This is a genomic window from Streptomyces sp. Mut1, assembly GCF_030719295.1.
Lineage (GTDB): Bacteria > Actinomycetota > Actinomycetes > Streptomycetales > Streptomycetaceae > Streptomyces > Streptomyces castrisilvae.
This window is the reverse complement of the sequence record NZ_CP120997.1, coordinates 6321389-6347082: the sequence shown is the minus strand read 5'-3', so window position 1 is coordinate 6347082 and position 25694 is coordinate 6321389. Positions and strand designations below refer to the sequence as shown.

Sequence of the window (25694 nt, the reverse complement as noted above, 5' to 3'; positions counted from 1 at the left end):
ATCGGCCACCCCGTCTCCCCGAAGACCGCCCCGATCCTATGAGCGCGGCCCGTTCGGAGGCGGGGGACGCCAAAACTGTTGCGCCATCAAGACGTTGGGGCTGCCGCCGCCGGGCCGCCACCACCGATTTCGTTGACATGAACAGGTCTTGACCACTGACACCGCAGCTCTCTAATGTGAGCAGGCGTCAGACGTCTGCTGTCCGTTTTCAGCCAATGGAGTTGTTCCATGCCCGGAAGACGAACCCTGCTCCTCTCGACCCTGTCGCTCCCGCTGGCCACCCTTCTGGCCGCGGCCCCCACCACCGCGGCGCGGGCCGCCGCACCGGCCTCGCAGGCCTTCTACGTCGACTGCGGCGCCACCGCCGCGGGGGACGGCAGCGCGGGCTCACCGTGGAACGCGCTGGCCCCGGTGAACGCCCACACGTTCCAGCCGGGCGACTCGGTCCTGCTCAGGCGCGGCTCCACCTGTACCGGCCAGCAGCTCTTCCCGAAGGGCTCGGGCGCGGCCGGGTCGCCGATCGTGATCGACGCGTACGGCACGGGCGCCAAGCCCGCACTGGCCGGAGCGGGCCAGGTCACCGATGTCGTACGGCTCGCGGACCAGCAGTACTGGGAGATCCGCAACCTGGACATCTCCAACCGGGGCACGGCGGCCGACACCCGGCGCGGCGTCCATGTCACCCGTACGGATTCGGGCACCGGCACCTACTACCGGATCGCGGGCCTGGACATCCACGACGTCAACGGGAACCAGACCCGGAAGGACGACGACGCCAGCGCCGGCATCTTCTTCGAGGTGCTGGGCAACACGACGCCCACGAGGTTCGACGACGTCGCGATCACGGACAACACCGTGCGGACCGTCGACCGCTACGGCATCCACTTCTGGACCCGCTGGATGCAGCGTCCCGAGCTGAACAACCCCAACTGCGGTTCCGCCTGCGGAGCGTGGACCCCGCAGACCCGGGTGGTCATCCGGGGCAACACGGTCTCGGACATCGGCGGCGACGCGATCGTGCCGCATCACACCGAGGGCGCGCTGATCGAGTACAACAAGGTCGACGGCTTCCGCGAGCGCGAGCCCGCGCACTGCGCGGCCGGCCTCTGGGGCTGGAACACGCAGGACGCGGTGTACCAGTTCAACGAGGTCAGCGGCGGGAAGAGCGACTGCGACGGGCAGGGACTCGACCTGGACGAGGCCAATATCCGCACGATCTACCAGTACAACTACAGCCACGACAACGAGGGTGGCTTCATCCTCCTGTGCAACGGCGCCGGCTCGACGACCGACGGCAACATCGTCCGGTACAACATCAGCCAGAACGACGGCGGCCAGCTCTTCGACATGGTCTGCGCGAAGACGACCAACACGCAGATCTACAACAACACCTTCTATCTGGCCGATCCGGTCCAGATCATCAACAACGCCAACGGCTCGGCGGCGGCGAACGCCACGTTCACCAACAACGTCTTCCAGGTGGCGACGGCCGAGGCGAGCTACGTGAACGCGGCCGGTCTCGGCTTCGACTCGAACGTCTTCCACGGCACCCACCCGGCCGGTGAGCCGGCCGACGCCCACAAGGTGACGGCCGACCCGAAGCTGGCGGCCCCCGGCACGGCCACCTCCCGCACGGACGCGGACGGCTACCTGCTCGGGGCCGGGTCCTCCGCCCTCGCCAACGGGGCGGTCGTGGCGGACGCGGGCGCGCGCGACTACTTCGGCAACCCGGTCGCGGCCGGCTGCGTACCCGACCGCGGCGCCCACCAGTCGTCCACGGGCTGCGTCCGGCCGGCCGGCCCGTCGGCCGGGGTCAACCGGATCTCCGCCGGCACCCAGGCCATCGACGTACCGGCGCACTCCACGGCCCCGGGCACCCAGCTCAACGGCTGGGCCTGGAACGGCGGCGACAACCAGAAGTGGGACGTGACGGCCAACGCGGACGGCACGTACACGCTCAGGAACGTGGAGAGCGGCCTGTGCGCCGAGGTCTACAAGAACTCCAGGGCCGCGGGCGCCGCCATCGACCAGTGGACGTGCAGCGGTGACGCGAACCAGCGGTGGACCGCCACGCCCACGACCGGCGGCCACACCCTGACGAGCAAGTCCAGCGGACTGCTCCTGACCGCACCCTCCCCCGCGAATGGGGCCCTGCTCACCCAGGAGGCGGCCTCCGCCACCGCGGTCCAGGCATGGGCCTTCACCAAGCTGTCCTGACCGGGGCGCCCTCCCGGCTCAGTCGCGCGGCCAGGGCCGCCCGTCGAGGCGCTCGATGTCCCGGTTGAGCCGGGCGAGGTCGTCCGCGAAGCGGGCGGCCTCCTGCGGCGACCAGTCGGCCAGGACGCGCTGAAGGCCCTCCCGGTTCTCGGCCCGGTCCTTGTCCAGCCGGCGTTCGCCCTCGTCCGTGATGACGAACTTCCGGGCGATCCCGCCGTCCGGGTCGGCGATACGCTCGACCACACCCGCACGGAGCATGGCCGCGGTCTGCCGGTTGAGCGTGGAGGTGTCCAGGCCGAAGGCGTCGCGCAACTGGCCGATGGACATCGGCCCCTGGACGCGGATACGGCTGAGCAGGATGTAGGCGCTGCGGTCGAGTCGCCCGTCGCCCCGCGAGGTCAGCAGACTCATGTGCCGGCCAAGCAGCATCGTCTCGAACTCGATCCGGTCCACGGGCATGTCCACGCGAGGCTTCCTTCAGTTGCCGGGCTCGCCTCCTGGCGGGGCGGGCTACCTCTTTTGTACATATATACCATAGATATGTACTATGCATTAATTATGCATAGTACATTGCTCATGCATGATACATATCAAAAGTGGCCGACGAGCGCCTCACGGACGGGTTTCCCGTCCCCCGAGGGGTGGAACTACGCGCCATCGCCCCGAACCTGCCACCGCCCCGACCGTAGACTCGCCGGATGGCGAAGTATTTCGACGTACATCCCGAAAACCCCCAGCGGCGCACCATCACCAACGTGGCCGAGAGCATCCACTCCGGGGCGCTCGTCGCGTATCCGACGGACTCCTGCTACGCGCTCGGGTGTCAGCTCGGCAGCCGCGACGGCATCTCCCGCATCCGCGCGATCCGCAATCTCGACGACCGGCATCACTTCACGCTCATGTGCCAGAACTTCGCCCAGCTCGGGCAGTTCGCGCAGATCGACAACGATGTGTTCCGCGCGGTCAAGGCGGCGACGCCCGGCCAGTACACCTTCATCCTTCCGGCGACGAAGGAGGTGCCGCGCCAGCTGCTGCACCCGAAGAAGAAGACCGTGGGCGTACGCATCCCCCAGCACACCGTCGTCCAGGCACTGCTGGAGGAACTCGGCGAGCCGCTGCTCTCCAGCACCCTGCTCCTGCCCGACGAGGCGGAGCCGATGACCCAGGGCTGGGAGATCAAGGAGCGCCTGGACCACGAGGTGGACATCGTCCTCGACTCCGGCGACGCCGGTACGCAACTCACCACCGTCATCGACTACTCCAGCGGCGAGCCGGAGATCGTACGACGCGGAGCGGGCGACCCCTCCCGCTTCGAGTGACCCGGCGCGGGGGCCGATGAACCGCGAGCGCCGCCGCCGGCGAGGTTCCACCGGCGGCGGCGCGTGGCCCGCGCTGTGCGTACGGGTCAGTGGAAGGTCAGGGAGGCCGAACCCGGGTCGGCGGTGATCGAGCCGGGGCAGAGGAAGCTGCCGGAGCTCTTCGACGCGGTGAACGCCTCGTTGAGGTAGGTACGGGTGGAGCCGTCGCGGGTCCAGCCGACACCGGTCGCCTGATAGCTGCACGTGACGATCGACTGCTTCACCGTGATGTCGATGAGGTCGGACGCCGCGGTGCCCGCCGCGTCGTCGAAGGTGAGCGTCGGGCTGTTGTTGAGGGTCGCGCTCGCGCCGCCGGTACAGCTCAGGCTGCTGTTGACGGTCCCGTTGTCGATGGTCAGGGCGGCGGGCGGGTCCGCGTCGGCGGCGGCGCCGGTCCAGGTGCAGGTGGAGCCGGCGGCCGTGATGACGCCGTCGACGAGCTGCGAGGCCGCGGGGCCCGCGCTCGCCGCGGTGGACGCACCCGCGGTGACCAGGGCGGCCAGGGCGGTGACGCACAAGAGTTTCGGTGTGAGCCTCATGTCACTCCTTCTTGTCACGCACGTGTGGGGGTACGGCCCGGCCGCGCCCCGTGGGGGTGGTCCGCGCTTCCGGGCGTGTCATGGACGGTCCCACAGAAACTGACGTCATGTCAGGTGCACGTCAAGACCTGGCCGGATCGCGCCCCTCGAAAGTGTCGGCCTGCTGCGGACATCGCGCCGCGGGCCCGCCAGAATCAGCGGGGAACGGTTTTGATCCGTGGGAGCCGAACCCGAAACCCCGCAGACCGGCCCCCACATCTGATAAGCAGCATCACTCAGCCCGCTCAAGCGAAAGCCGCAACAGTTGAAGACCCTCGCGCAGTTGCACTACACCTCCGCGACGGACGGGGACGAGCCCGCATCCGGCGGGGCAGAACCGATACCGGCGCGTTTCACCGCGGTCGACACCGCGATACCCGCGTCCGTGCTCACCGAGGCCGGACCGCTGCTGGCCTACGAGCCGCCGGCCGGCACCGAACCCGGGCTCCCCGACGCCGCGTTGCGCGCTCTGCCCGAGTCCCTCAGCTACAGCGTGCTCTCCGACGGCGGTCATCTGCTGGCCCGGACGGTCGCGTCCCGCTCCGGGCGGGCCTCCCGGGTGGGCTTCCACGCGCACGCGGTCCACCTCCCGCCCGGCGGCCGGCTCCCGGGCGGCGCGCTCCCGATCACCGCCTGCCGGGCCGCCCGTTGGGCCGCGGCGACCCCCGGGCGCCCGCTGCCCGACCCGCTCGCCACGCTGCCCGGCGCCACCGGCCACCACGCCCGGGAGCGCGAGGGGCTGAACGACTTCGCCGTCTCGCGCGGCCCCTGGCTCGCGGGAGTGCTGGCCGATCTGCGCGGGCTGTGCGAACCGGACGCGGCCGGCCGCGTCGTCCTCGTCGAGGCACAGAGCGCGGACGTGGCCCGGTGGATCGCGCTCGCCTGCGTCGCCCTGCCCGACGAGCTCGCCGAGCGGCTGACGTTCACCACCTACACCCGCCGTCCGCTGCGGGCCCCGCAGCGGATCGTCGGCGTGCTGCCCGAGGACGCCGGGGAGTTGACGGGCCCGGACGTGCGCGTGCACCGCTGCGCGGGGGCCCGCCCGGAAGAGGCCGTGGACGACGCCTGGGCGGAGACGGCCGCGCGGATCTGGCGCAACCGCGCACCCGAGCTGTTCCGGGAGGCCGCCGAACTGCCGGGGGAGCCGTTCGCCCCCGGGCCGGTGGCGGTGACCGCGCTGTGCGCGGGCATCGCGCTGGGGACGGGCGGGCGCGCGGCCGGCGCGGAGTGGGCCGCCGAACGCCCGTACGCACTGGACGCGAAGCGGACCCGGCAGCTGGTCGACGCGCTGACCGCCCCTGGCGTGGACGAGCGCTCGGGCCCGGAATTCGACGCCGCGGGACGGCTGTTCGCCGCGCTGGACGGCCGCTCCCCCACGACGACCACGGCCCCGCTGGCCGCGATGCTGGTGACGGAGGCGGTACGCGGCGGCAACGGCTCCCTCGAACTGCCGGGCCGCACCGCCTTCAGCGGGCCCGAGGGCGCGGCCGTCGCCGGGGTGCTCGGGCCGGAGATCCTGACCGAGCTGGGCAGCGCGGGCGTCGGCCTCGACGTGGCCCGCACGGTGCAACTCCTGCGGGTGGCACGGCTGCTGGAGGTGGACTGCGCCGAGCTGCTGCCCTCCGTCCTGGACCGGCTCGCGCCCGCCCTGCTGGCGGGCGGCGAGGACGGGAGCGCCCCGGACTGGGCGCCCGCGCTGCTGGAGCTGATGGACGAGCAGTTCGACGTGCGTACGGCCCTGCTGGGCGCGCTCGACCGGATCGCGCCGGACAGCCCGGCCGGGGTGGAGCGGCTGCTGCTCCGGGTGCCGCTGCCGTTCACCGGCACGCAGTCGCTGCCGCATCTGCGGATGTGCGCGGGGGCGCCGGAGGCCAAGGCCGGCTGCGGCGACGACCGGGTGGCGGCGTTGCAGCGGGTTCTGCGGGCCGGCGGGATGTCGCCGTTCGCGGAGCCGCTGGTGCTGCGGACGGCCGTGGGCCTGGTGTGGGAGGCGGCCGCCCCGACGGCGGCCGAGGCGCGGCTGCTGCTGGAGGCCGCGACCTCGGACGCGCACCGGGCGGCCGGCACCTGGTCGCATCTGGTGGCCGCCGCGCTCGCGTCCGGTCCCGGGGACGGCGAGGCTCCCGAGCTGGCCCATGACCTGCTGCGCGGCTTCCCGCAGGAGACCGGGGGCCGGGTGCGGGCGGCGCTGCTGCTGCTCGATTTCGCCCGCGAGGTGGGCTCGGGGGCCGCTGAGCCGGAGTGGGCCGAGCGGGTGCGGGCGCTGCGGGCGGAGGCCGAGCCGGTGGAGCCCGGGGTGCTCGGGCAGGCGTGCGACGCGGTGGCCGGGCGGCTGCTGGCGCCGGAGCGGCCCGAGGCGGAGCTGTACGCCCTGGTGCACAGCGGCGACGCGGACCTGATCGCCGCCTACGACCGGGCCGCGCGCGGTGACAGCGTCCGGGCCCGGCTGGCGGCCGACTCCGCGTACGCCGCCGACTGCTTCACCGTCTGGACGGCCCATCCGCACGCCGGCCCCGCCTGGAGCGGGGTCGCCGGGGCGCTGCTGGAGGAGGTGCTGCGCCCGGTGGTGCGGGGGCTGCCCGCCGACCGGGTCGCGGCGGTCGAGGAGGCCGTCGGCCGCTCGGGCAGCAGTGGCCGGGCGGAGGCCTTCCGGGACTGGAACCGCCGGGAGCGCCGCGGCCTGAGCCGGCTGGGCCGGCGCATCGCGGGCCGGGTGCGGCGGTCCTGAGCGTGGCGCGGGGGCGCCCGCGCGTCGCGGTACCGTGGTGGTCACCGATCTCGTGCGCCCTCCTGGCGGGCTGCGTGGACCCCAGGAGGAGCAGCACATGACGACGAACCGCGGCCGCAAGGACGTCATCCGGGACCGGATGGCGGGGACCGGTGAGTCGTACAACGTGGCCGCCCGCAATCTCAAGGCGATGAAGGACATGGGCGCCACGCGGGAGGCCGTCCTCACCCAGCGCTGGCGGCCGGCCGACTCCCTGGACGTGCCCTGCCCCTGCGGCGGCACCTGCGAGCCGGGCGAGCGGTGCGCGCGCTGTCACGCGCCGCACCGCCACGTGGCGCGCTACCCGGGCAGCACGACCGAGGTGGAGACCTGGGTGGACCGGTACGAGTGCCTGGGCTGCCCGGCCTCGTACACCCTGACCGTCGTCCTGCCCGGCCGCCCGTGGGGTGTCGCGGAGACCGTGGTCCAGGGCGGCGCGGCGGAGCCGGTGGTGCGGGCGCGGGTCTTCCCCGGCGTCGCGCACCCGCTGCTGCGGCAGGAGGAGCCGTACGGGGACTGACGCGGCGCGCCGGTCCCCGTACGGGCCGGATCAGTCCTGCGGGGTCAGCCGCAGGGAGATCGAGTTGATGCAGTACCGCTGGTCGGTCGGGGTGGGGTAGCCCTCGCCCTCGAAGACATGCCCCAGGTGCGAGCCGCAGCGGGCGCAGCGGACCTCGGTGCGGGCCATGCCGTGGCTGCGGTCCTGGATCAGTTCGACCGCGTCGGTGTCCTTCGGGTCGTAGAAGGACGGCCAGCCGCAGTGCGACTCGAATTTCGTGTCGGAGCGGAACAGCTCCGCGCCGCACGCCCGGCAGGAGTAGACGCCGGCGGTTTTGGTGTCGGTGTACTCGCCGACGAAGGCGGGCTCGGTGCCCGCCTTGCGCAGCACCGCGTACTCGGCGGCGGTGAGCTCCTCGCGCCACTGCTCGTCCGGCTTCTCGACGTCGTACGCCACGGGTGGCTCCTTCAGCTCGACAGGTGGTCCAGGATCTGCGGGCCGAGGTCGGTGACGTCGCCCGCTCCCATGGTGAGAACGAGGTCGCCGGGCTTCGCCATTCCCGCGACGGCCTCGGGGACCTCCGCCTTGTCGTGGACGGCGGTGACGTCGGCGCCGGCGGCCCGCGCGGCGTCGATGATCAGGGCGCTGGTGACGCCGGGGACCGGGTCCTCGCGGGCCGGGTAGATGTCCAGGACCACGGAGGCGTCGGCGAGGGCGAGGGCCTGGCCCATCTCGGTGCCCAGCTCCTGGGTGCGGGAGAACAGGTGGGGCTGGAAGACGACGAGGAGCCGGGCGTCGGAGGCGGCGCCGCGCATGGCCTCCAGGTCGGCGGCCATCTCGGTGGGGTGGTGGGCGTAGCTGTCGATGACCTGGACGCCGGCCGCCTCGCCCTTGAGCTGGAGGCGGCGCTTGACCCCGGTGTACTTGCCGAGGGCCGAGGCGAGGTTGTGGGCGGGGATGCCGAGGGCGATGCCCGACGCGAGGGCGGCGACGGCGTTGAGGGCGTAGTGGCGGCCGGGGACCGAGACCGTGAAGGTGAGGAACTTGCCGCCCAGGACCACCGTGACCTCGCTGGTCAGGCCGCGCGGGGTGATCTTGTGGACGCGTACGTCGGCGGCCTCGGACTCGCCGTAGGTGACGACCGTGAGCGCGGGCAGGGCGGCGCGCACCCGGCGGGTCAGTTCGACGGCGCCCGACTGGTCGGCGGAGACGACCAGGGTGCCGCCGGGGACGATCTTGCCGGCGAAGGTCTCGAAGGACTCGTGGATCTCGTCCATCGAGGCGTAGTTCGCGTGGTGGTCCAGCTCGGCGTTGAGGACGATCGCGACGTCGGGGTCGTACTTGTGGAAGCTGCGGTCGCTCTCGTCGGCCTCGGCGACGAAGATGTCGCCCTCGCCGTGCGTGGCGTTGGTGCCGGGGCCCGCCAGGTCGCCGCCGATCGCGTACGAGGGGTCGAGGCCCAGCTCGCTCAGGGCGACGGCCAGCATCGACGTGGTCGTCGTCTTGCCATGGGTGCCCGCGACGGCGATGGAGCGCAGTCCGTGCATCAGGGAGGCCAGCGCGTCGGAGCGGTGCACGACGGGGACCGACAGCTCCCCGGCGCGCACCAGCTCCGGGTTGTCGGCGCGGATGGCGCTGGAGACGACCACGCAGGTGGCGTCGTCGGCCAGGTGTCCGGCGGCGTGCCCGATGTGGACGGTCGCCCCCAGCGCGCGCAGCGCCTCGGCGGTCGGTGACTCCTTGGCGTCGCTGCCCGCGACCTTCGCGCCGCGCTGGGCGAGGATCTTCGCGATGCCCGACATTCCGGCGCCGCCGATGCCGATGAAGTGCGGTCGTTCCATGGCGGCGGGAATGCCGGGTGCCATCTGTGCTCCTCAGGGTCCTTGGGTCTGCGGGCCGGTGCCACTCCGGGGCCGCCGCCCCAGCCTATTCGCTGTGCGCGAAGAGCTTGAGCACCGGGACGCCGACCTTGTGCCGGGCGCGGGAGGCCCAGTCGCGGTGGAAGAACTCCTCGACGTAGTGGGGCGCGGTCAGCACGATGACCTCGTCGGCCTCGGACTCCTCGACCACGGTGGTGAGCTTGTCCAGGGGGTGGTTCTCGATCACCTGTCCGACGGCCTCGGAGCCCGCCTGGCGCAGGGCCTCCAGGGACACCTGGAGGGCGAGCTCGGCGGATTCCCTGGCGTTCTTGCCCTCGGGCTCCTCGCTCTCGCGGGCCGCTTCCTTCAGTTCGCCCATCGCGAGGTCGTCAATGGCCCGCAGGAGCACATCCGCCTGGTCGCCGCGCGGCTGCATGAGGACGACGAAGGACGTCGAATCGTCGCCGTGCAGGGTGGTGACGAATTCGACGTCCCCGGACGTGAGGGCCTTCTCGATCATCAAAACGCTGGTGAACACCACAGGAGCCCTTCTCTTCAGCAACCGTCGCCGGTCGCTGCTGAAACCATCCTTCCCCGTGCTCGCACGGGGTCTGCGAGATCCATTCTGCCCACGGATCGCTAACCGGAACGGGATATTCCGCTGATTGACGCCCGCCGGGGCGGTACGGGAGAGCCGCGCGCCGCCCCCGGCGGCCATTCGGGGGCGGCCGTGCGTCAGCTCCGGCGGTACCGGGAGAAGAGGAAACCGTCCTCCTCCAGCAGGGAAGCCAAGGCGAATCGTTTCGGCACGGTGACGGCGGGCCCGCCCGCGATCCGCTGGGCGTCACCGGCCGTGAGCAGGGGCGCGACGGTCAGGCACAGCTCGTCCAGCACCCCCGCCGCCACGAACTGCCCGAGCAGCCGGGGCCCGCCCTCCGTCAGCAGCCTGCGCAGCCCCCGGCCGGCCAGCTCCCGCACGGCCCTGGCGGGTTCCACGCGCGAGCCCTCCCCCGCGATCACCACGTCGGCGCCGGCCTTCCGGGCCGCCGCGATCCGGTCGGGCGGGGCGCCCGCACCGGTCAGCACGAGCGTCGGGACGAGCGGGGAGACGAACAGCGGGAGCGAGAAGTCCAGGTCCAGGCTGCCGCTCACCACGGCGACGGCCGGGGCGGGGCCCTGGCCGGCCGCCGCCCGCCGCGCCGCGAAGGCCTCCCGGGCGCGGGCCGGCCGGTAGCCCTCCTGGCGTACGGTCTCCGCGCCCGCGATCACCACGTCGGCCAGACCGCGCAGGGTGCCGAAGATCCGCATGTCGCTCTCGCAGGAGATCGGCTGGGAGCGGCCGTCGTGCTGGGCGGCCCCGTCGAGGGTCGACACCATGTTGGCGCGCAGCCAGGGGCCCTCCGTGCCGGGATAGGCGTAGGCGTCGGCGAGGTCGTCCAGGCTCCACGCGCGCGGGGCGTCGGCCGCTGTCAGGTCGGTCACAGGGAACAGGCGTCGCATGTGCGGCAGTCTGACACGGCCGTAAGCTTGACGGTTGTGTCGTCCTCCCACGCCGTGCCGGGGTCAAGCCCCATAGCCGAAACGGCCCCGCTGTCCCTGTGCGCCCGCGAGCCGCACGTCCCCGCCGACCGTCTGGTCGCGGAGATGGTGCCACCGCCGCGCTTCGACTCGGTACGTTTCGATACGTACGTACCCGACCCCAACCAGCCCAGCCAGACCGAGGCGGTCCGGGTCCTGAGCGACTTCGCCGCCGGGCTCGGCGGAGCGCACGCCTCCGGGTCCGGCAGATCCGGAAGGGCCCGAAGCGCGTCCCGTGAGGGGCGGTGGCGGGCGACGGGCGGGCTGTTCGGGCGCAAGGCGGTCCAGGCCTCCGGTCCGCGCGGGGTGTATCTCGACGGCGGGTACGGGGTCGGCAAGACCCATCTGCTCGCCTCGCTCTGGCACGCCGCACCGGCCGCGCCCTCGCTGAAGGCGTTCGGGACGTTCGTGGAGCTGACGAACCTGGTGGGCGCGCTCGGCTTCCAGCAGACCGTGCGGACGCTGAGCGAGCACCGGCTGCTGTGCATCGACGAGTTCGAGCTGGACGACCCGGGCGACACCGTGCTGGTGTCCTCGCTGCTGAGCCGGCTGGTCGAGGCGGGGGTGGCGCTCGCCGCGACCTCCAACACGCTGCCCGGCAAGCTCGGCGAGGGCCGGTTCGCGGCGGCCGACTTCCTGCGGGAGATCCAGGGGCTCTCCGCGCACTTCCGCCCCCTGCGCATCGACGGCGAGGACTACCGCCACCGCGGTCTGCCCGACGCCCCGCCGCCGTTCTCGGACGAGCAGGTCACCAAGGCGGCGTACGCCACCGACGGCGCCAGCCTGGACGACTTCCCCGCGCTGCTCGACCATCTGGCCCGGGTCCACCCGAGCCGGTACGGCGCGCTGGCGGACGGGCTGCGGGCGGTGTGCCTGACCGAGGTGCGGCCGGTGCCCGACCAGTCGACCGCGCTGCGGCTGGTGGTGCTCGCCGACCGGCTGTACGACCGGGAGGTGCCGGTGCTCGCGTCCGGACTGCCGTTCGACCGGCTGTTCAGTGAGGAGATGCTGAACGGCGGGTACCGGAAGAAGTACTTCCGGGCGATCTCCCGGCTGACCGCGCTGGCGCGGGACGCGAAGGGGCTGGTGGAGCAGTAGGTTCGGGGGCGTAGGACGTACCACCGGCCGGGCACGACGGTGTGCCCGCCGTTCTTCGTACCACCGCGCATTCCGTTTGAAGGGAACCAGCATGGCTACCACGCGTCAGGCGCACACGGTCTGGGAAGGCAACCTCCTTGAGGGCAAGGGCGTCGTCACGTTCGACTCCTCCGGGATCGGTGACTACCCGGTCTCCTGGCCTGCCCGCGCCGAGCAGGCGAACGGGAAGACCAGCCCGGAGGAGCTGATCGCCGCGGCCCACTCCAGCTGCTTCTCGATGGCCCTCTCCAACGGTCTCGCCTCGGCCGGCACCCCGCCGACCCGGCTGGACACCAAGGCCGAGGTCACGTTCCAGCCGGGCACCGGCATCACGGGCATCCACCTCACCGTGGAGGGCGAGGTGCCCGGTCTCGACGAGGCCGGCTTCGCCGAGGCGGCCGAGGAAGCGAAGGCGAACTGCCCGGTCAGCCAGGCCCTGTCGGGCACCACGATCACGCTGAGCGCCACGCTCGCCTGATCCTCTCCCCCGTGTCCCCGGGCGGGCGCCCCGCGCGCCGGCCCGGGGACACGGCTGTTCCCGGCCCCGCCGTGTTCACCTTCCGGCCATCTTGAATCCTCCTGCAATACACCCGGGTTTCTCATCGCTTCCTCATCCGTCGTTGGTTGCGTATCGCGGGCCGGCCGGTCCGGCACGGACGACGAAGGAGGCGCACGGTGTCGCAACCCGACACGGCTCCGCCCGGAGGGCCCGCCCAGGGGCACCCCACGGGCACGGAGGACCCCCCACCGCTGCATGTGGCGAGCAGGCTGCACGCCTTCAACAGATACGAGCTCAAATACCTGGTCCCCGTGGAGCTGGCCGCGGACCTCCGCGACGAACTCGCGGAGCGGATGGACCGCGACCTGAACAGTCCGGTCGGCGGCTACGGCGTGTGGAGCCTCTACTACGACTCCCCCGAACTGCGGTTCTACTGGGAGAAGATCGAGGGCCTGAAGTTCCGCCGCAAGCTGCGCATCAGGCACTACGGCGATCCGGTCGGGGTCACGGACGACTCCCCGGTCTGCGTCGAGGTCAAACAGCGCGTCAACCGGGTCACCCAGAAGCGCCGCATCACCCTGCCCTACGGCACGGCCCGTCAGCTCTGCGACGAGCGGCGGACGGTGGAGCACGCGCCGAACGAGCGCGCGTTCATCCATGAGGTGCTCGACCTGGTCGTACGGCTCAACCTCCGGCCCACCGCGATGACCGGGTACCAGCGCGAGGCGCTGGTCGGGCGCGCGTCGGACACCGGGCTGCGGGTCACCTTCGACCGGCGCGTCCGGGGCCGCGACCGCGACTTCCACTTCGGGCAGGCCAATCCGGAGAACCGGTTCACCGTCCCGCCGCACATGTCGGTGATGGAGATCAAGGTCAACGAGCGCACCCCGCACTGGATCACCGACCTGGCGGCCCGCCGCAATCTCAGCCTCATCCGGGTCTCCAAGTACGTCCAGTCCATCGAGGCGTTCGGGCTGGCGCCCCGCTCCGTCTTCCATCTCGACGAGGCGGCCTGCCCGCCGCCCGCCACCCCCCTCGACACGCGGCTGCCGGCACAGGAGTCGCCGGTGAAAGCAGGAGCACAGTGAATTTCGATCTGCAGGAACTCAGCGGGACGTTCAGCGTCACCGACGTCGTCGCGGCGATGGTGCTGTCCTTCGTCCTGAGCACGATCATCGGCTACGTCTACCGGTACACCCACCGGAACGTGTCCTACAGCCAGTCCTACGTGCAGACCCTCGTCATCGTCGGCATGATCGTCGCACTGATCATGCTGGTCGTCGGCTCCAACCTGGCACGGGCGTTCTCCCTGGTCGGCGCGTTGTCCGTGGTCCGGTTCCGTAACGCGGTCAAGGAGACCCGGGACGTCGGGTTCATCTTCCTGGCCATGGCGATCGGCATGGCCTGCGGTGCGCGCTTCTACACACTGGCCGCGGTCGGCGCGGTCGTGATCTGCGTGGTCGTCGTCATCATGCACAAGTTCGACTGGTTCGCCCTGAACGTCCAGCGCCAGGTCGTCAAGGTCCAGGTCCCGGCGGGCGAGGACTACACCCCGGGCATCCGTGACGTCCTGATCAAGTACACGACCGAGTTCGAGCTGGTGAGCACGGAGACGATCCGCGGCGGGGCGCTGAACGAGGTGTTCTACACGGTCCGCATGAAGAAGGGCACGGAGCCCGGCGACCTGGTCACCGCGTTGCAGGAGCGCACCTCCGGCCAGCGGGTGACGGTCCTGACCGGTTACGACACCACCGACCTGTGAGCCCCGTCGACGGCACGCCCCGGAGGCGACGGCTGCGCGACCGCGTGCCCGTACGGCTGCGGCACCACTGGAAGCCCGCCGGCGCCCTGTGCGCGGGGCTCGCGGTGATGCTGTACGCGTTCGGCGACGCCCGTATCTCCCCGTACGTCACCTCCTCCTCGCGGGTGGAGGCCGACACGATCACGGAGGACGTCGGCGGCCCGGTCGGGCTGTACGACACCTCCGTGCGGCACTCCGTGCAACTGGAGTACAAGCAGACCGACTTCGACAAGATGATGAAGGAGTTCAAGAAGGACGGGACCAAGGACTCGATCCCGGCGGACCTCACCATCGACGGGGTCTACCTGACCGACGTCGGCATCCGCCTCAAGGGCAACTCGACCCTGATGTCCCTGCGGGGCAACAACCGGGGCAGCGGTGGCGGTATGCCGGCCGGCGGCGCGGGCCGGCGCGGCGGGCAGGGCGACGGCCGGATGCCCGGCGGCGGGGATGCCCCGGGCGGCGCACAGCCGCCGGGCGCCCCGGCGGACGGCGGTGAGGCGACTGGTGGTGGTCAGGCGGCCGGTGGTGGTGAAGCGGCCGGTGATGGCGGGGCCGCTGCCGGTGGGCGGGGCGGGGGTGGCGGGATGACGCAGTACAACCTGTCCGCCGACAAGCCCGAGGAGCTGCCCTGGCTCATCAAGATCGACGAGTACGTGGAGGGCCGCGCCTACCAGGGCGAGCGGGAGATCTCGCTGCGTCCGGGCAGCAACTCCCAGGTCCCGCTCAACGAGGCGCTGGCCCTCTCGCTGATCGACGGGACCGGGGAGCCGGCCGAGCGGTACAGCCTCTCGACCCTGAAGGTCAACAACCGGCCGACGGCCGTGCGGCTGATGGTCGAGAACCCGGACACGGAGTACGCCGAGGCCGTCGAGGGCGAGTCCGTGGTCTACAAGGCCAGGGCGGGCGGGACGTTCGACTACCAGGGGGACGACCCCTCGAAGTACGAGACGTCCTTCCGGCAGCTGAACAAGGTCGGCAGCCAGGACCTCGAACCCGTGATGAAGCTGACCAAGTGGGTGGAGAAGGCCTCCGACAAGGAGTTCGCCGCCGATCTGGACGAGTACGTGGACGTCGACTCGTTCGCCCACTACGTCGCGGCGCAGAACCTGCTGATGAACTTCGACGACATGGCGGGCCCGGGGAAGAACTACCTGCTCGGGTACGACCTGAACTCCAAGAAGTTCTCGGTGCTGGGCTGGGACTACAACCTCACGTTCAGCGGGGACGCCACCGCCGGGCCCGACGACCGGATGAGCATGGGCGGCGGCATGCCCGAGGGCCTGCCGGAAGGGATGCCCGAGCTGCCCGAGGGCGCGGAGATGCCCGACTTCGGCGACATGCCCGACGCGCCGGGCGGTGACGCGGGCAAGGGCGGCGGCGGAGGCGGCGGCATGCGGTCCGGGCACGCGCTGAAGGAACGGTTCCTGAAGCTCGACGCCTTCGACGCGGTGTACAAGAAGGCGTACCAGGACCTGTACGAGAAGTTCTACGCCTCCGGCAAGGCCACGAAGACCCTGGACGACCTCGCGGAGCAGGCGACCAGGGCCGGTGTCCCCGCGAAGGACATCGAGAGCGCGGTCGGCACCCTGCGCACCACGGTCACCCAGCGCACGACGGCGCTGGCGAAGAACAAGGAGGTAACCGGCTGACCTGCGGCGCGCCCCGGACCCCCGCCGGGGCGTGCCCCCGTTCCTGTGAACGCGCACAAGTTCGGCCCGTAGCATCGCGCCGCACGGCGCCGCCCGGGCCGTGTCCGCAGAAGCCGCGAGGTGATCCTTCCGATGGGCGACCGGCCGGCCCGGCACACCGTGCTCGTCGTCGAGGACGACCCGGGCATCCGTACCCTGCTCACCTCGGCCCTGAACGCGGCCGGGTACAGCGTCGTCTCGGCGGCCAACGGGGGCGACGCGGCGGGCGAGGTGGAGCGGGGCCGGCCGGACCTGATCGTGCTGGACGTGATGCTTCCGGACACGGACGGGTTCGCCGTGACGCGCGGGCTGCGGTCCCGCGGCGACTACACCCCGGTGCTGTTCCTGACCGCCCGCACGGACATCGAGGACCGCATCATCGGGCTCAGCTCGGGCGGCGACGACTACGTCACCAAGCCGTTCCACATCCAGGAGATCCTGCTGCGCGTCCGGGCCATCCTGCGCCGCACCGGGGGCGCGCCCCGGCCGCCGGCCGAACAGCCCCCGCTGCGGTACGCGGACCTGAGCGTCGACCGCGAGCGGCACACCGTGCACCGGGCCGGCGCGCCCGTACAGCTGTCGCCGACCGAATTCCGGCTCCTGGTGTGCCTGGCGTCCCAGCCGGAGAAGGTGCTGGAGAAGCAGGACATCCTGCTGGCCGTGTGGCAGTACGGCTTCGCCGGGGACACCCGGATCGTCGACACGTACATCAAGAACCTGCGCCGCAAGATCGACCGCGCCGGGCGGCCGCTGATCCACACCGTGCGCGGCGTCGGCTACTGCCTGCGGCTGCCGCGCGAGGACGCGCCGTGAGACAGCGGGCGCGCCGGCTGCGGCCCCGCTCGGTGCGGACCCGGCTCGTGCTGATCTCCACCGTGCTGGCCACGCTGGCCGTGCTGGTCTCGCAGGCCGCCGGTCTCGCGGTCATGCGGTCCTGGCTGACCGGCCAGATCGACCACCGTCTGACCGACTTCCGGCCGCCTCCCCCGGCCGCGTACGCCCCGGCGCACGGCAGGCGGCCGGACGCTCCCGAGCCCCGCGAGGACGCCCTGCCGTCCGACTACCGGGTCTTCTTCTACACCTCGGACGGCCGGCTCCGCCCCGACTCGCTGGGCAGCGGCAGCGGCCGGCCCCGGCTGCCCTCCACCGTCTCCGCCCTCACGCTGGAGAGCGGGCGTCCCACGACCGTGCCCGCAGCCGACGGGGGCTCGCGCTGGCGGGTGATCGCGGACACCGGCCCGGACGGGCGGCGCGTCGTCGTCGCGCTCCCCCTCGACACCGTCGAGGGGGCCACGTCCAAGCTGCTGTGGTTCAGCCTCGCGATCGGCGCGGTCGTGGCCGCGGGTGTCGGGCTGCTGGGCAGCGCCGCCGTACGGCTGGGGCTGCGCCCGCTGGCCCGGATGGAACGCACGGCCCTGCGCATCACCGGCGGGGAGTCGGCCCTGACCGTCGCCGACACCGATCCGCGTACGGAGACCGGGCGGCTCGGCATCGCCTTCAACACGATGCTCGGCCAGGTCCGGGCGGCCCTGCACCGCAAGGACGCGTCCGAGCAGCGGCTGCGGCGCTTCATGGCGGACGCGGGCCACGAACTGCGCACCCCGCTCACCTCGATCCAGGGTTTCGCCGAACTCCTCGTGGAGCAGCCGCGCCTGCCCGCGGCGCGCCGGCGCGAGGCCCACGAGCTGATCGCCCGGAACGCGGAGCGGATGAGCCGTCTCGTCGACGATCTCTTCCTGCTGGCCAAGCTGGGGTACGCGCCCGTCGCGCACCGCGAGACCGTGGACCTGCTGTCGCTGGCGGCCGACGGGGTCGGCGCGGCGGTCGTCGCGCATCCGGGGCGCGAGGTACGCCTCGCCCCGCTGGGCCGCGGGGGCGGGGACGGTGCGGAGCCCGCGCTCGATGTGGTGGAGGCGCTGGGGGACGCGCACCAGTTGTCCCAGGTGATCGGCAACCTGCTGGCCAACGCCTGCCGGCACACCCCGCCCGGTGCCCGTGTCGAGGTCCGGGTCGGCACCGTACGCACCGGCCCGGACACCGGGGGCACCGACCGGCCGGGCCGCGGCAGCGCGACGGCAGCGCTGCCCGCCGGGGTGCCGGCGTGTGTGGTGGAGGTCGCCGACGACGGGCCGGGTCTCGCGGCGGACGCGGCGCAGCAGGTGTTCGAACGGTTCTACCGGGGGCCCGCGGCCGGCCCGGACGGCGCGGAGCCGGGGTCGGGTCTCGGTCTGTCGATCGCCTCCACCATCGCCGAGGCGCACGACGGGCGGCTCGAAGTCGACACCCGGCCGGGCTACGGCTCCACGTTCCGTCTGCTGCTGCCCCGGAGCGTCGGCGCCGGTCCCGGAGACCTGCCGTGACAACGTCTGCCGGGAGGGCCGACGTTCACCGGAGCACTCGAACGGGCAGACCCTCACCTGACGTCGCCATGTCATCTGTCCTGTCCCCCCGCAGGGAGTTGCCCATGTCAGTCTCACCCCGCCCCCTCGCGACCCGGCGCACCGTCCTGGCCGCGAGCGGAGCCGCCGCCGTGTCGGTCGCCTTCACCGGGGCGTTCACCGAACTCTTCGCCGGAAGCTCCGCCGCGCGCGGGCACAGCGGTTACGGCCCGCTCGTCCCGGACCCGGACGGCCTGCTCGACCTGCCGAAGGGCTTCCGCTACCGGGTGCTGTCCCGGGAGGGCGACCCGCTCCGCTCCGGTGAGGGCCGGGTCCCCAGCCACTGCGACGGCATGGCCGCGTTCGCCGCCCGGGGCGGGCACGTCCGGCTGGTGCGCAACCACGAGAACCGGGTGGACGCCGAGATCCCCGTACCGACGGTCGAGGGGCTCACCTACGATCCGATGGGCAAGGGCGGCTGTACGGCCCTGGAGCTCGACGGCCACAACCGGGTGCTGTCCGAGCGGGTCGCCATCGCCGGTACGGCGGTGAACTGCGCGGGCGGCCGGACCCCCTGGAACACCTGGCTGACCTGCGAGGAGACCGAGGACAGGGCCGGCACCAACGGCTATACCAAGGACCACGGCTACATCTTCGAGGTGGACGGCGCCGACCCGCACCGCACCGGCGCCGTGCCGCTGACCGCGATGGGCCGCTTCCAGCACGAGGCCATCGCGGTCGATCCGCGCGACGGGACGGTCTACGAGACGGAGGACGCGTTCGAGAAGCCGTTCGGACTCTTCTACCGCTTTCTGCCGAAGAAGCCGCTGGGCGGCACGGGTTCGCTGCGGGCGGGCGGCCGGCTGGAGGCCATGCGGGTGCCGGGGGTCCCGGACCTCTCGGCGGTCCAGGAGACCGGGACGGTGTTCGAGGGCGTCGAGTGGGTTCCCGTACCGGACCCGCAGGCCGCCGAAACCCCCATCCGCTTCCAGGACTTCGGTCCGAAGGGCATCACCCACGGCCAGAAGCTGGAGGGCTGCTACTGGGGCGGCTCCTGCGTCTACTTCGTCTCCAGCTTCGCGTACCGCGAGGAGGGTTCGGCGGCGGACCACTACGGACAGGTCTGGCGCTACGACCCCGCCGGGCGCCGGCTGACCCTGGTCGTCGTCTTCGGCCCGGACACCGACCTCCAGCTGCCCGGCGAGTCCCCCGACAACATCACCCTGGCCCCCGACGGCGGCCTGATGGTGTGCGAGGACGGCGGCGGGGCCCAGCACGTGTTCGGCCTGACCCGGCGCGGCGAGGTGTACGCGATGGCGCGCGGCCGGCAGAACATCGGCACGGCCGAGGCTCCGGAGTGGGGCGAGTTCGCGGGTGTCACGTTCGCGCCGGACTACGGGACGATGTACGTGAACGTCTACACCCCGGGCACCACGTTCGCCGTGACGGGCCCCTGGCGCTGACGGGCCGGGCGCCGTCGCCGTCCCCTTGGCCCACTGGGACGGCGGCCCGGCCCGGGTGCCGCCCGGCGTCGATCAACAAGTAGGTTGATCGGTTATTTTCCGGAAATGACACCTTTCGCACGCAGAGTGACAACTTTGGGTGTGCTGGGAGCGGTGCTCGGCGGGGGGCTCGTCGGCTGCGGCCACCCCGTGCCCGGCCCGGCCCCCGCCTCCGGCCCGCCCTCGGCCTCCGGTACCGCCGCCCACGCCCCGGACCGCTCCGCCGACTCCCCCGCTCCCCCGGCCGCCCCGGAGAAGCCCGCCGTCCTGGCACCCGGGCCCGGCGGGCGGACCCCCGTCTTCGAGCGCGGGCCGCAGCGCGCGGCGAAGGTCGTCGCGCTCAGCTTCGACGCCGACATGACGGCCGACGAGGGGCCGCGCGCGGCGGCCGGTGAGCACTTCGACAATCCGGAACTGATCGCCCTGCTGCGCCGGCTGAAGGTGCCGGCGACGGTCTTCATGACCGGGCGGTGGGCCGAGGAGTACCCGGACCAGGCCCGCTCCATCGGCACCGACCCCCTCTTCGAGATCGGCAACCACTCCTACAGCCACTACGCGTTCACGACGCCCTGCTACGGGCTGCCGACCGTGGAGAAGGACGCCGTGCGCGACGAGGTGCGGCGGGCCTTCGGGGCGATCCGCGAGACCGGCGCCCGCAATGTGGTGCCGTACTTCCGCTTCCCCGGCGGCTGCTACGACGACGACACGCTGCGGGCGCTCGGGCCGGAGAAGGTGACCGCCGTCCAGTGGGACGTCGTCAGCGGCGATGCCTTCGCGACGGACGCGGACGCCGTGGCCGAACAGGTGCTGGACGGGGTGCGGTCCGGTTCGCTCGTCGTCATGCACTGCACCCGCAGCGCGGCGCCGGTCACCGCCGATGCGGTCCGCCAGGTCGTGCCGGAGCTGCGGAAGCGGGGCTACCGCTTCGTCAAGGTGTCCGAGCTGATGGCCGGCTGAACCGCCTCAGCCCGAGCAGGCCGTGCGCTGGGCCTCCTGCCACTCGCACACCGGGCACAGCGTGATCCCCTTGACCGACTCGGCGTACTCGGTCGGCTTCCGGCACAGCACGCACTCGGCGTACGGCGGCCCCTCGGCCCGCTCCGGGGCCCCGTCCGGGGCCGTCCCGCAGAAGGACCCGGACTCCGTGTCCGGCCGCTCGTCCACACGCTCGTCCCTGTCCTCACCCATACCCACGAGCCTACTCAGCCGCGTACCGAAGTGAGCCGGCAGGCGAGCGCGAGCGCGGCGGCCGCGACGGCCGCGGCTCCGAGCAGCGGGAGCACCGGCACATGGACCGTGCCCGTGAGCGAACCGGTGACCAGGCCCGTCACCGCGTACTTCGCGGGCGATCCGGTGGTCACCAGCGCCAGCAGCGAGGCGAGCACGGTCGCCACCATCGACCAGCCCCGGCCGTGCAGCAGCGGCCGGGTGCACAGGGCGCCGACCGCCGCGCCCAGCAGCACACAGCAGGCGGTGGCGAGCAGTCCGGCGACGCAGGCCGCCGGCAGCGGTACCCGGACCATGTGGTCGGCACCTGCCGGGTCGCTGATCACCAGCACGACCGCCGTGGCGGCCGTGCCCAGCAGCCCGGCACACCCCAGCGCGGTGAGCAGGGCGGCCAGATGCGCCCGTGGCTGCCCGCCGACCGCGGCCGCGACGACCGCGCGGGCGGCAGGCGGCTCCTGGCCGGCGCACACCCGCACGAGCCACGCGGTGACCGGCAGCAGCCCGGCGGCGGTGTAGCCGAGCGAGTCCAGCACGGGCTGCCCCGCGCGCACACCGACGGCGAGGAAGGCCGCGTACAGCAGCACCGGGGCCGTCCAGCGCTGCGACCGTACGAGCAGGTCGGCCTGGTAGCGGATGAGCGCGGTCATGGCGCCCCGTCCCGGGAGGCCGGGCGGCCGGCCCGAGCACCGGCCGCCGTCACCTGGCTGATGTGCCACGGCGGGCGCGCCGTGAGCAGCGCGCCCAGCAGGGCGTCGGAGTGCGCGGCCGGGACCGTGAGCCGCGCCGTGCCGTCCGGCGCGGCCGTGCCCTCCGGCGCGCCGGGCAGCCGGGCCGGGAGCGGGGTGCCCGGCGCGCACGTCGCCTCGATCAGGATCCGGGGGCCGGGGGCCGCGTCGGGGGCGGCGAGCGGCGCGGGGACCAGGGCCTGCCCCTCGACGCGGTACGCGGCGTCGACCGCGCCCGCCAGCCGGTGCGGGTCGTGGTCGACGTACACGACGGTGGCCCCGGCGGCGACGCGTTCGACGACGGCCAGGTCCAGTTCGCCGCGCGCCTCGGTGTCCAGGCCGGTCCACGCCTCGTCCAGCACCAGCAGCTCCGGCTCGGCGAGCAGCGCCTGGGCGACGGCGACCTTCTGGCTGGTGCCCTTGGAGAGTTCGGCGAGCGGGGTCCCGGCGTGCGCGGCGGCGCCGAACCGGGTCAGCCGGCCGCTCGCCCTCGCCGCCGCGTCCGCCGGCCGCAGCCCGTGGATCCGGCCCAGGTGGGCGAGGTAGCCGGCGGCCGTGAAGGGCAGGGCTGCGGAGAACCGCTCGGGGACGTACGCCGTGCGCGGCCCGCGGCCGGTGATCCGGCCCTCGGACGGGGCGTCGATCCCGGCCAGCAGCCGCAGCAGGGTCGACTTCCCGGTGCCGTTGGCCCCTTCGACGCGGACCAGGGCGCGTGCGGGCAGGTCGAGGTCGACCCCGCGCAGCACCCAGGGCCCGGCGAGGCCGTAGCGCCGCCCCACACCCCGCAGCCGCAGTGCCTCCGTGCCCGGTTTCAGTGGGCCGACGCCTTCTCGGGCTTCAGCTCGCTGGGCCGCACGATCACGAACCCCTGTCCGTCCAGCCGCAGTTGGACGGCCTCGCCGGAGCCGCCCCGGATCATCGAGCCGACGCTCTGCGAACGGTGCAGCGAGGTGTTCAGCTGGGCGCTCCAGCCGACGACCGCGTCGGTGTCGACGCACACCGGCTGCTGGGGCGTGACGGGGATGACGATGGGGTGGCCCTCGCACATCAGGCCGAGCTTGCCGTAGCCGGTGAAGACGCTGTTGAAGAGGCCGCCGCCGGTCATCCCGGCGCCCTTCACCGTCTTGATCTCGTAGGAGATCGTGGCGTCGAAGCACAGGACGTTGCGTCCGTTGATGGTGAGGACGTCGCCCTGCTCCATCTCCACGATGAAGCAGTTGGCCGCCTCGTGCGCGAACCACGCCTCGCCCTGGCCGCGCACCGCCATCAGCGGCAGCCCCTCGCCCGTGACCGCCCGCTTGAGCAGACCGCCTATGCCCTGTCCCTTGCGCTCGAACTGCAGATCACCGCGGAAGGCGACCATCGATCCCTGGCGGGCGTGCATCTCCCCGTTGACCGCGTACTTGATGGATTTGGCGTTCTGCAACGTCATTCCGGGGGCCGTTGCCTGCTCCGCCATGTGCTCGCTGGAAAAGAGGTCGCTCTTCATGCGGAGCATCCTCGCCCGGACTGTTCCATTCCGCCAAGAACTCCACCGGAGGCGGCTGGCAGACTGGTCGGGTGAGCAGCAACGACACCCCCGCGCCCCCGTCCGCCGAACCGGTCACCCTGCCCGTGGACAGCCCGTTCCGGTCCGAGCGGACGGACCGGGACGAAGCACCGCAGTACGTACTGCCGTTGGTGGCGCACATCGAGAAGACGGCGCCTCCGGCCCGCACCGACGCCCTGCGCACGGCCGCCCGCGCGGTGCTCGTGATGCTCTCGGACGAGCGGTCGGTGGGCGAGGGCGCCTGGGCGGAGGTGATGCGGGACTGGCAGGACGCCCGTATCCGCAAGGTGGTGCGGCGGGCCCGTGGCGCCGAGTGGCGCAAGGCGGCCGCGCTGCCCGGGATCACGGTCACGGGCGACGAGGCCGAGGTGCGGGTCTTCCCGCCGGTCCCCCTGGACGGCTGGCCGAAGGAGCTGGCCAAGCTCCAGGTCTCGGGGACGGACCTGGACGACCCGGAACCGCCGGCCGCGCCCGACCTCGCGCTTCCGGTGCTCTGGCTCAACCCGGAGCTGGGCATGTCGGCCGGCAAGGAGATGGCGCAGGTCGGGCACGGGGCGCAGCTCGCCTGGTGGGAGCTGTCGGAGACCGAGCGCAAGGCGTGGCGCGAGGCGGGCTTCCCCCTCTCGGTCGCCACCCCGGGGGCCGAGCGCTGGCGGGAGCTGACGGTGAGCGGGCTGCCGGTCGTGCGGGACGCCGGATTCACCGAGATCGCCCCGGGCTCGTGCACCGTGGTGGCCGACCATCCGGCCCTGCGCCGCCGCCGCTGAGACCCGGGCGCCCACAAAACCTCACCTGCTGAGATCCGGGCGCCCCGGAACCTCAAATGAAGCTCTGAACGTCCTCCCTCCCGGATTCACCGCCGTGCCGCGGGGTCATCACCCCCGCACGGAACAGAGGGGGACGGCATGGAACTGGGTATCGGGATCGGCTGGCGGCCGGAGATCGCCGACGAGGTGGAGGCGATGCCGGGGATCGACTGGGTGGAGGCGGTCGCGGAGAACCTCTGCGCCGGCCATCTGCCCGCCTCCCTGGTACGGCTGAGGGAGCGCGGGGTCACCGTCGTGCCGCACGGGGTCTCGCTGGGCCTCGGCGGGGCCGAACGCCCCGACCCGGGCCGCCTCGCCGCCCTCGCCGCCCGGGTGTCGCTGCTGGACGCCCCGCTGGTGACCGAGCACATCGCGTTCGTACGGGCGGGCGGGGCGCGCACCGGGTCGCCGGGGCTGGAGGCGGGGCACCTGCTGCCCGTGGAGCGCACCCGGGCGGCGCTGGACGTGCTGTGCGAGAACGTGCGGATCGCGCAGGACGCGCTGCCGGTGCCGCTGGCCCTGGAGAACATCGCGGCGCTGATCTCCTGGCCCGGCGAGGAGCTGACCGAGGGGCAGTTCCTGGCGGAGCTGGTGGAGCGTACGGGGGTGCGGCTGCTGATCGACGTGGCCAATCTGCACACCAACCACGTGAACCTGGGCCAGGACCCGGCGACCGCCCTGGACGAGCTGCCGGTGGAGGCCATCGCGTACGTGCATGTGGCCGGCGGCGTCGAGAAGGACGGCGTCTGGCACGACACGCACGCCCACCCGGTCACCGCCCCGGTGCTCGACGTCCTGGCCGAGCTGCGCTCCCGGGTCGCGCCGCCCGGGGTGCTGCTGGAGCGCGACGGCGCCTTCCCGCCGGCCGCCGAGCTGGCGGGCGAACTGGACGCGATCCGGGCCACGCTGGACGCGGGCGGGGTCGCGGGGGGTGCGGGCCGGGGCGCGGGGGGTGCGGGTCGGGACGCGGGTGCTCCTTCTGTCCCGGGCGCCACAACCGTATCGAGGGCCACGGGCGTATCGGGGGCCACAGCCACATCGGCGGCCACAGGCGTATCGGGTGCCACAGCCGCATCGGGGGCCACAGCCGCGCCGCCCGTCCCGGAGACCGTGCGGGACCGGGTCGCGGTCGCCCAGGCCGCCCTGCTCTCCGCCCTGGTCGCCGGCGCCCCCGCCCCCGAGGGCTTCGACCGGCGCAGGCTCGGCGTGCAGAGCCGGGCCCTGGCCGCGAAGCGCGCCGATGTCGTCGCCGAGGTGGCGCCCGAGCTGCCCGGGATCCTGGGCCGGCGCGGCTACCGGGAGGCGTTCCTCGCGTACGCCGGAGCGCGGCCCATGACGTCGGGCTACCGGCGCGACGCCCTCGACTTCGCCGAGCAGCTGCTCATCGCGGGCCGCCCCGAGGACGACGCGGCGCGCCGCCGGCTGACGTACTGGTGGCAGGACCGGGCCGCCCCGCGACCGCCCGGACGCGCCACCCGGCTGGCGCGGGCCGCCCGCTCCGTGCTGGTGGGGAGGTGACGGGG

25 protein-coding genes are annotated in these 25694 nt (G+C 72.9%); 15 read left to right on the top strand and 10 right to left on the bottom strand.

All coding sequences use genetic code 11. From position 1 onward, the window contains the following. Positions 1–228 precede the first annotated feature (228 nt). A complete protein-coding gene (locus tag P8A18_RS27610; protein ID WP_306058749.1) occupies positions 229–2217 on the top strand; it encodes an RICIN domain-containing protein in 1989 nt (662 codons plus the stop codon). An 18-nt stretch (positions 2218–2235) separates the two neighbouring features. On the opposite strand, the gene P8A18_RS27605 is transcribed toward P8A18_RS27610, so the two are convergent. After that, a complete protein-coding gene (locus tag P8A18_RS27605; protein WP_018554805.1) occupies positions 2236–2682 on the bottom strand; it encodes a MarR family winged helix-turn-helix transcriptional regulator in 447 nt (148 codons plus the stop codon). Between the two features lie 233 nt (positions 2683–2915). Here P8A18_RS27605 and P8A18_RS27600 point away from each other — a divergent pair, with 233 nt between their 5' ends. Continuing rightward, entirely contained in the window at positions 2916–3536 is a 621-nt protein-coding gene (locus P8A18_RS27600) for an L-threonylcarbamoyladenylate synthase (protein WP_306058745.1), read from the top strand. 86 nt (positions 3537–3622) lie between these two features. On the opposite strand, the gene P8A18_RS27595 is transcribed toward P8A18_RS27600, so the two are convergent. Beyond that, positions 3623–4114: a hypothetical protein gene (locus tag P8A18_RS27595; RefSeq protein WP_306058743.1), complete on the bottom strand. Its 492-nt coding sequence runs from the start codon at positions 4112–4114 to the stop codon at positions 3623–3625. A 304-nt stretch (positions 4115–4418) separates the two neighbouring features. Between P8A18_RS27595 and P8A18_RS27590 the strand changes: the two genes are divergently transcribed. Both P8A18_RS27590 and P8A18_RS27585 read left to right on the top strand, forming a co-directional pair. Beyond that, the gene (locus P8A18_RS27590; RefSeq protein ID WP_306058741.1) at positions 4419–6881 is read left to right on the top strand and encodes a GTPase-associated protein 1-related protein; all 2463 of its coding nucleotides are present in this window, start codon (positions 4419–4421) and stop codon (positions 6879–6881) included. Positions 6882–6978: 97 nt separating this feature from the next. Then, positions 6979–7440, top strand: a complete 462-nt coding sequence (locus P8A18_RS27585) for a hypothetical protein (RefSeq protein ID WP_306058738.1) — start codon at positions 6979–6981, stop codon at positions 7438–7440. Positions 7441–7470: 30 nt separating this feature from the next. On the opposite strand, the gene msrB is transcribed toward P8A18_RS27585, so the two are convergent. From msrB to P8A18_RS27565, 4 genes are all read right to left on the bottom strand, one after another. Continuing rightward, a complete protein-coding gene (msrB, locus tag P8A18_RS27580; protein WP_306058736.1) occupies positions 7471–7875 on the bottom strand; it encodes a peptide-methionine (R)-S-oxide reductase MsrB in 405 nt (134 codons plus the stop codon). Between the two features lie 11 nt (positions 7876–7886). Beyond that, on the bottom strand, positions 7887–9284 hold the full coding sequence (gene murC / locus P8A18_RS27575) for a UDP-N-acetylmuramate--L-alanine ligase (RefSeq protein ID WP_306058734.1): 1398 nt from the start codon (positions 9282–9284) through the stop codon (positions 7887–7889). A gap of 61 nt (positions 9285–9345) precedes the next feature. After that, positions 9346–9798, bottom strand: a complete 453-nt coding sequence (locus tag P8A18_RS27570; RefSeq protein WP_018554812.1) for a hypothetical protein — start codon at positions 9796–9798, stop codon at positions 9346–9348. Positions 9799–10013: 215 nt separating this feature from the next. Next, the gene (locus P8A18_RS27565; protein WP_306058732.1) at positions 10014–10778 is read right to left on the bottom strand and encodes a pyrimidine reductase family protein; all 765 of its coding nucleotides are present in this window, start codon (positions 10776–10778) and stop codon (positions 10014–10016) included. Between the two features lie 36 nt (positions 10779–10814). Between P8A18_RS27565 and zapE the strand changes: the two genes are divergently transcribed. The 9 genes from zapE (at position 10815) to P8A18_RS27520 (ending at position 20821) form a co-directional block, all read left to right on the top strand. Then, positions 10815–11954 carry a cell division protein ZapE gene (gene zapE, locus P8A18_RS27560; protein WP_306058730.1) on the top strand — a complete coding sequence of 380 codons (1140 nt, stop codon included), beginning with the start codon at positions 10815–10817 and terminating at the stop codon, positions 11952–11954. 91 nt (positions 11955–12045) lie between these two features. Next, on the top strand, positions 12046–12471 hold the full coding sequence (locus P8A18_RS27555) for an OsmC family peroxiredoxin (protein WP_306058728.1): 426 nt from the start codon (positions 12046–12048) through the stop codon (positions 12469–12471). Positions 12472–12668: 197 nt separating this feature from the next. Further along, positions 12669–13580 carry a polyphosphate polymerase domain-containing protein gene (locus tag P8A18_RS27550; RefSeq protein WP_371933723.1) on the top strand — a complete coding sequence of 304 codons (912 nt, stop codon included), beginning with the start codon at positions 12669–12671 and terminating at the stop codon, positions 13578–13580. Further along, positions 13577–14254: a DUF4956 domain-containing protein gene (locus tag P8A18_RS27545; RefSeq protein ID WP_018554817.1), complete on the top strand. Its 678-nt coding sequence runs from the start codon at positions 13577–13579 to the stop codon at positions 14252–14254. The genes P8A18_RS27550 and P8A18_RS27545 overlap by 4 nt, the downstream gene beginning before the upstream one ends. Further along, positions 14251–15945 carry a CotH kinase family protein gene (locus P8A18_RS27540; protein ID WP_306058726.1) on the top strand — a complete coding sequence of 565 codons (1695 nt, stop codon included), beginning with the start codon at positions 14251–14253 and terminating at the stop codon, positions 15943–15945. Before P8A18_RS27545 ends, P8A18_RS27540 begins: the two co-directional genes overlap by 4 nt. A 132-nt stretch (positions 15946–16077) precedes the next feature. Further along, a complete protein-coding gene (locus P8A18_RS27535) occupies positions 16078–16797 on the top strand; it encodes a response regulator transcription factor (RefSeq protein WP_306058724.1) in 720 nt (239 codons plus the stop codon). After that, positions 16794–18344, top strand: a complete 1551-nt coding sequence (locus tag P8A18_RS27530; protein WP_306058722.1) for a sensor histidine kinase — start codon at positions 16794–16796, stop codon at positions 18342–18344. Before P8A18_RS27535 ends, P8A18_RS27530 begins: the two co-directional genes overlap by 4 nt. 104 nt (positions 18345–18448) lie before the next feature. Beyond that, positions 18449–19825 (top strand): alkaline phosphatase PhoX, encoded by a 1377-nt coding sequence (locus P8A18_RS27525; protein ID WP_306058720.1) that lies wholly within the window; start codon positions 18449–18451, stop codon positions 19823–19825. Positions 19826–19930: 105 nt separating this feature from the next. Next, positions 19931–20821 (top strand): polysaccharide deacetylase family protein, encoded by an 891-nt coding sequence (locus tag P8A18_RS27520; RefSeq protein ID WP_306058718.1) that lies wholly within the window; start codon positions 19931–19933, stop codon positions 20819–20821. Positions 20822–20827: 6 nt separating this feature from the next. Here the strand turns inward: P8A18_RS27520 and P8A18_RS27515 are convergent, their stop codons facing one another. From P8A18_RS27515 to P8A18_RS27500, 4 genes are read right to left on the bottom strand one after another with little or no spacing between them, the layout of a single operon-like run. Beyond that, entirely contained in the window at positions 20828–21052 is a 225-nt protein-coding gene (locus P8A18_RS27515; protein WP_306058716.1) for a hypothetical protein, read from the bottom strand. 14 nt (positions 21053–21066) lie between these two features. Further along, entirely contained in the window at positions 21067–21738 is a 672-nt protein-coding gene (locus P8A18_RS27510; protein WP_306058714.1) for an ABC transporter, read from the bottom strand. Then, entirely contained in the window at positions 21735–22610 is an 876-nt protein-coding gene (locus P8A18_RS27505) for an ABC transporter ATP-binding protein (protein ID WP_306061178.1), read from the bottom strand. Before P8A18_RS27505 ends, P8A18_RS27510 begins: the two co-directional genes overlap by 4 nt. 17 nt (positions 22611–22627) lie before the next feature. After that, positions 22628–23305 carry an AIM24 family protein gene (locus P8A18_RS27500; RefSeq protein ID WP_306058712.1) on the bottom strand — a complete coding sequence of 226 codons (678 nt, stop codon included), beginning with the start codon at positions 23303–23305 and terminating at the stop codon, positions 22628–22630. A 71-nt stretch (positions 23306–23376) separates the two neighbouring features. Here P8A18_RS27500 and P8A18_RS27495 point away from each other — a divergent pair, with 71 nt between their 5' ends. Continuing rightward, positions 23377–24132, top strand: coding sequence for a peptidyl-tRNA hydrolase (locus tag P8A18_RS27495; RefSeq protein WP_306058710.1), 756 nt, complete (start codon positions 23377–23379; stop codon positions 24130–24132). 138 nt (positions 24133–24270) lie between these two features. Further along, positions 24271–25689, top strand: a complete 1419-nt coding sequence (locus tag P8A18_RS27490) for an MbnB/TglH/ChrH family RiPP precursor modification enzyme (protein WP_306058708.1) — start codon at positions 24271–24273, stop codon at positions 25687–25689. Positions 25690–25694 lie beyond the last annotated feature (5 nt).

What these genes read in the sequence shown, in the direction of transcription:
- P8A18_RS27610 (WP_306058749.1), top strand. Translation starts at nt 229, where the DNA reads ATGCCCGGAAGACGAACCCTGCTCCTCTCGACCCTGTCGCTCCCGCTG.
- P8A18_RS27600 (WP_306058745.1), top strand. Translation starts at nt 2,916, where the DNA reads ATGGCGAAGTATTTCGACGTACATCCCGAAAACCCCCAGCGGCGCACC.
- P8A18_RS27595 (WP_306058743.1), bottom strand. Translation starts at nt 4,114, where the DNA reads ATGAGGCTCACACCGAAACTCTTGTGCGTCACCGCCCTGGCCGCCCTG.
- P8A18_RS27585 (WP_306058738.1), top strand. Translation starts at nt 6,979, where the DNA reads ATGACGACGAACCGCGGCCGCAAGGACGTCATCCGGGACCGGATGGCG.
- murC (WP_306058734.1), bottom strand. Translation starts at nt 9,284, where the DNA reads ATGGCACCCGGCATTCCCGCCGCCATGGAACGACCGCACTTCATCGGC.
- P8A18_RS27570 (WP_018554812.1), bottom strand. Translation starts at nt 9,798, where the DNA reads ATGATCGAGAAGGCCCTCACGTCCGGGGACGTCGAATTCGTCACCACC.
- P8A18_RS27565 (WP_306058732.1), bottom strand. Translation starts at nt 10,778, where the DNA reads ATGCGACGCCTGTTCCCTGTGACCGACCTGACAGCGGCCGACGCCCCG.
- P8A18_RS27555 (WP_306058728.1), top strand. Translation starts at nt 12,046, where the DNA reads ATGGCTACCACGCGTCAGGCGCACACGGTCTGGGAAGGCAACCTCCTT.
- P8A18_RS27535 (WP_306058724.1), top strand. Translation starts at nt 16,078, where the DNA reads ATGGGCGACCGGCCGGCCCGGCACACCGTGCTCGTCGTCGAGGACGAC.
- P8A18_RS27525 (WP_306058720.1), top strand. Translation starts at nt 18,449, where the DNA reads ATGTCAGTCTCACCCCGCCCCCTCGCGACCCGGCGCACCGTCCTGGCC.
- P8A18_RS27520 (WP_306058718.1), top strand. Translation starts at nt 19,931, where the DNA reads ATGACACCTTTCGCACGCAGAGTGACAACTTTGGGTGTGCTGGGAGCG.
- P8A18_RS27515 (WP_306058716.1), bottom strand. Translation starts at nt 21,052, where the DNA reads ATGGGTGAGGACAGGGACGAGCGTGTGGACGAGCGGCCGGACACGGAG.
- P8A18_RS27510 (WP_306058714.1), bottom strand. Translation starts at nt 21,738, where the DNA reads ATGACCGCGCTCATCCGCTACCAGGCCGACCTGCTCGTACGGTCGCAG.
- P8A18_RS27500 (WP_306058712.1), bottom strand. Translation starts at nt 23,305, where the DNA reads ATGAAGAGCGACCTCTTTTCCAGCGAGCACATGGCGGAGCAGGCAACG.
- P8A18_RS27490 (WP_306058708.1), top strand. Translation starts at nt 24,271, where the DNA reads ATGGAACTGGGTATCGGGATCGGCTGGCGGCCGGAGATCGCCGACGAG.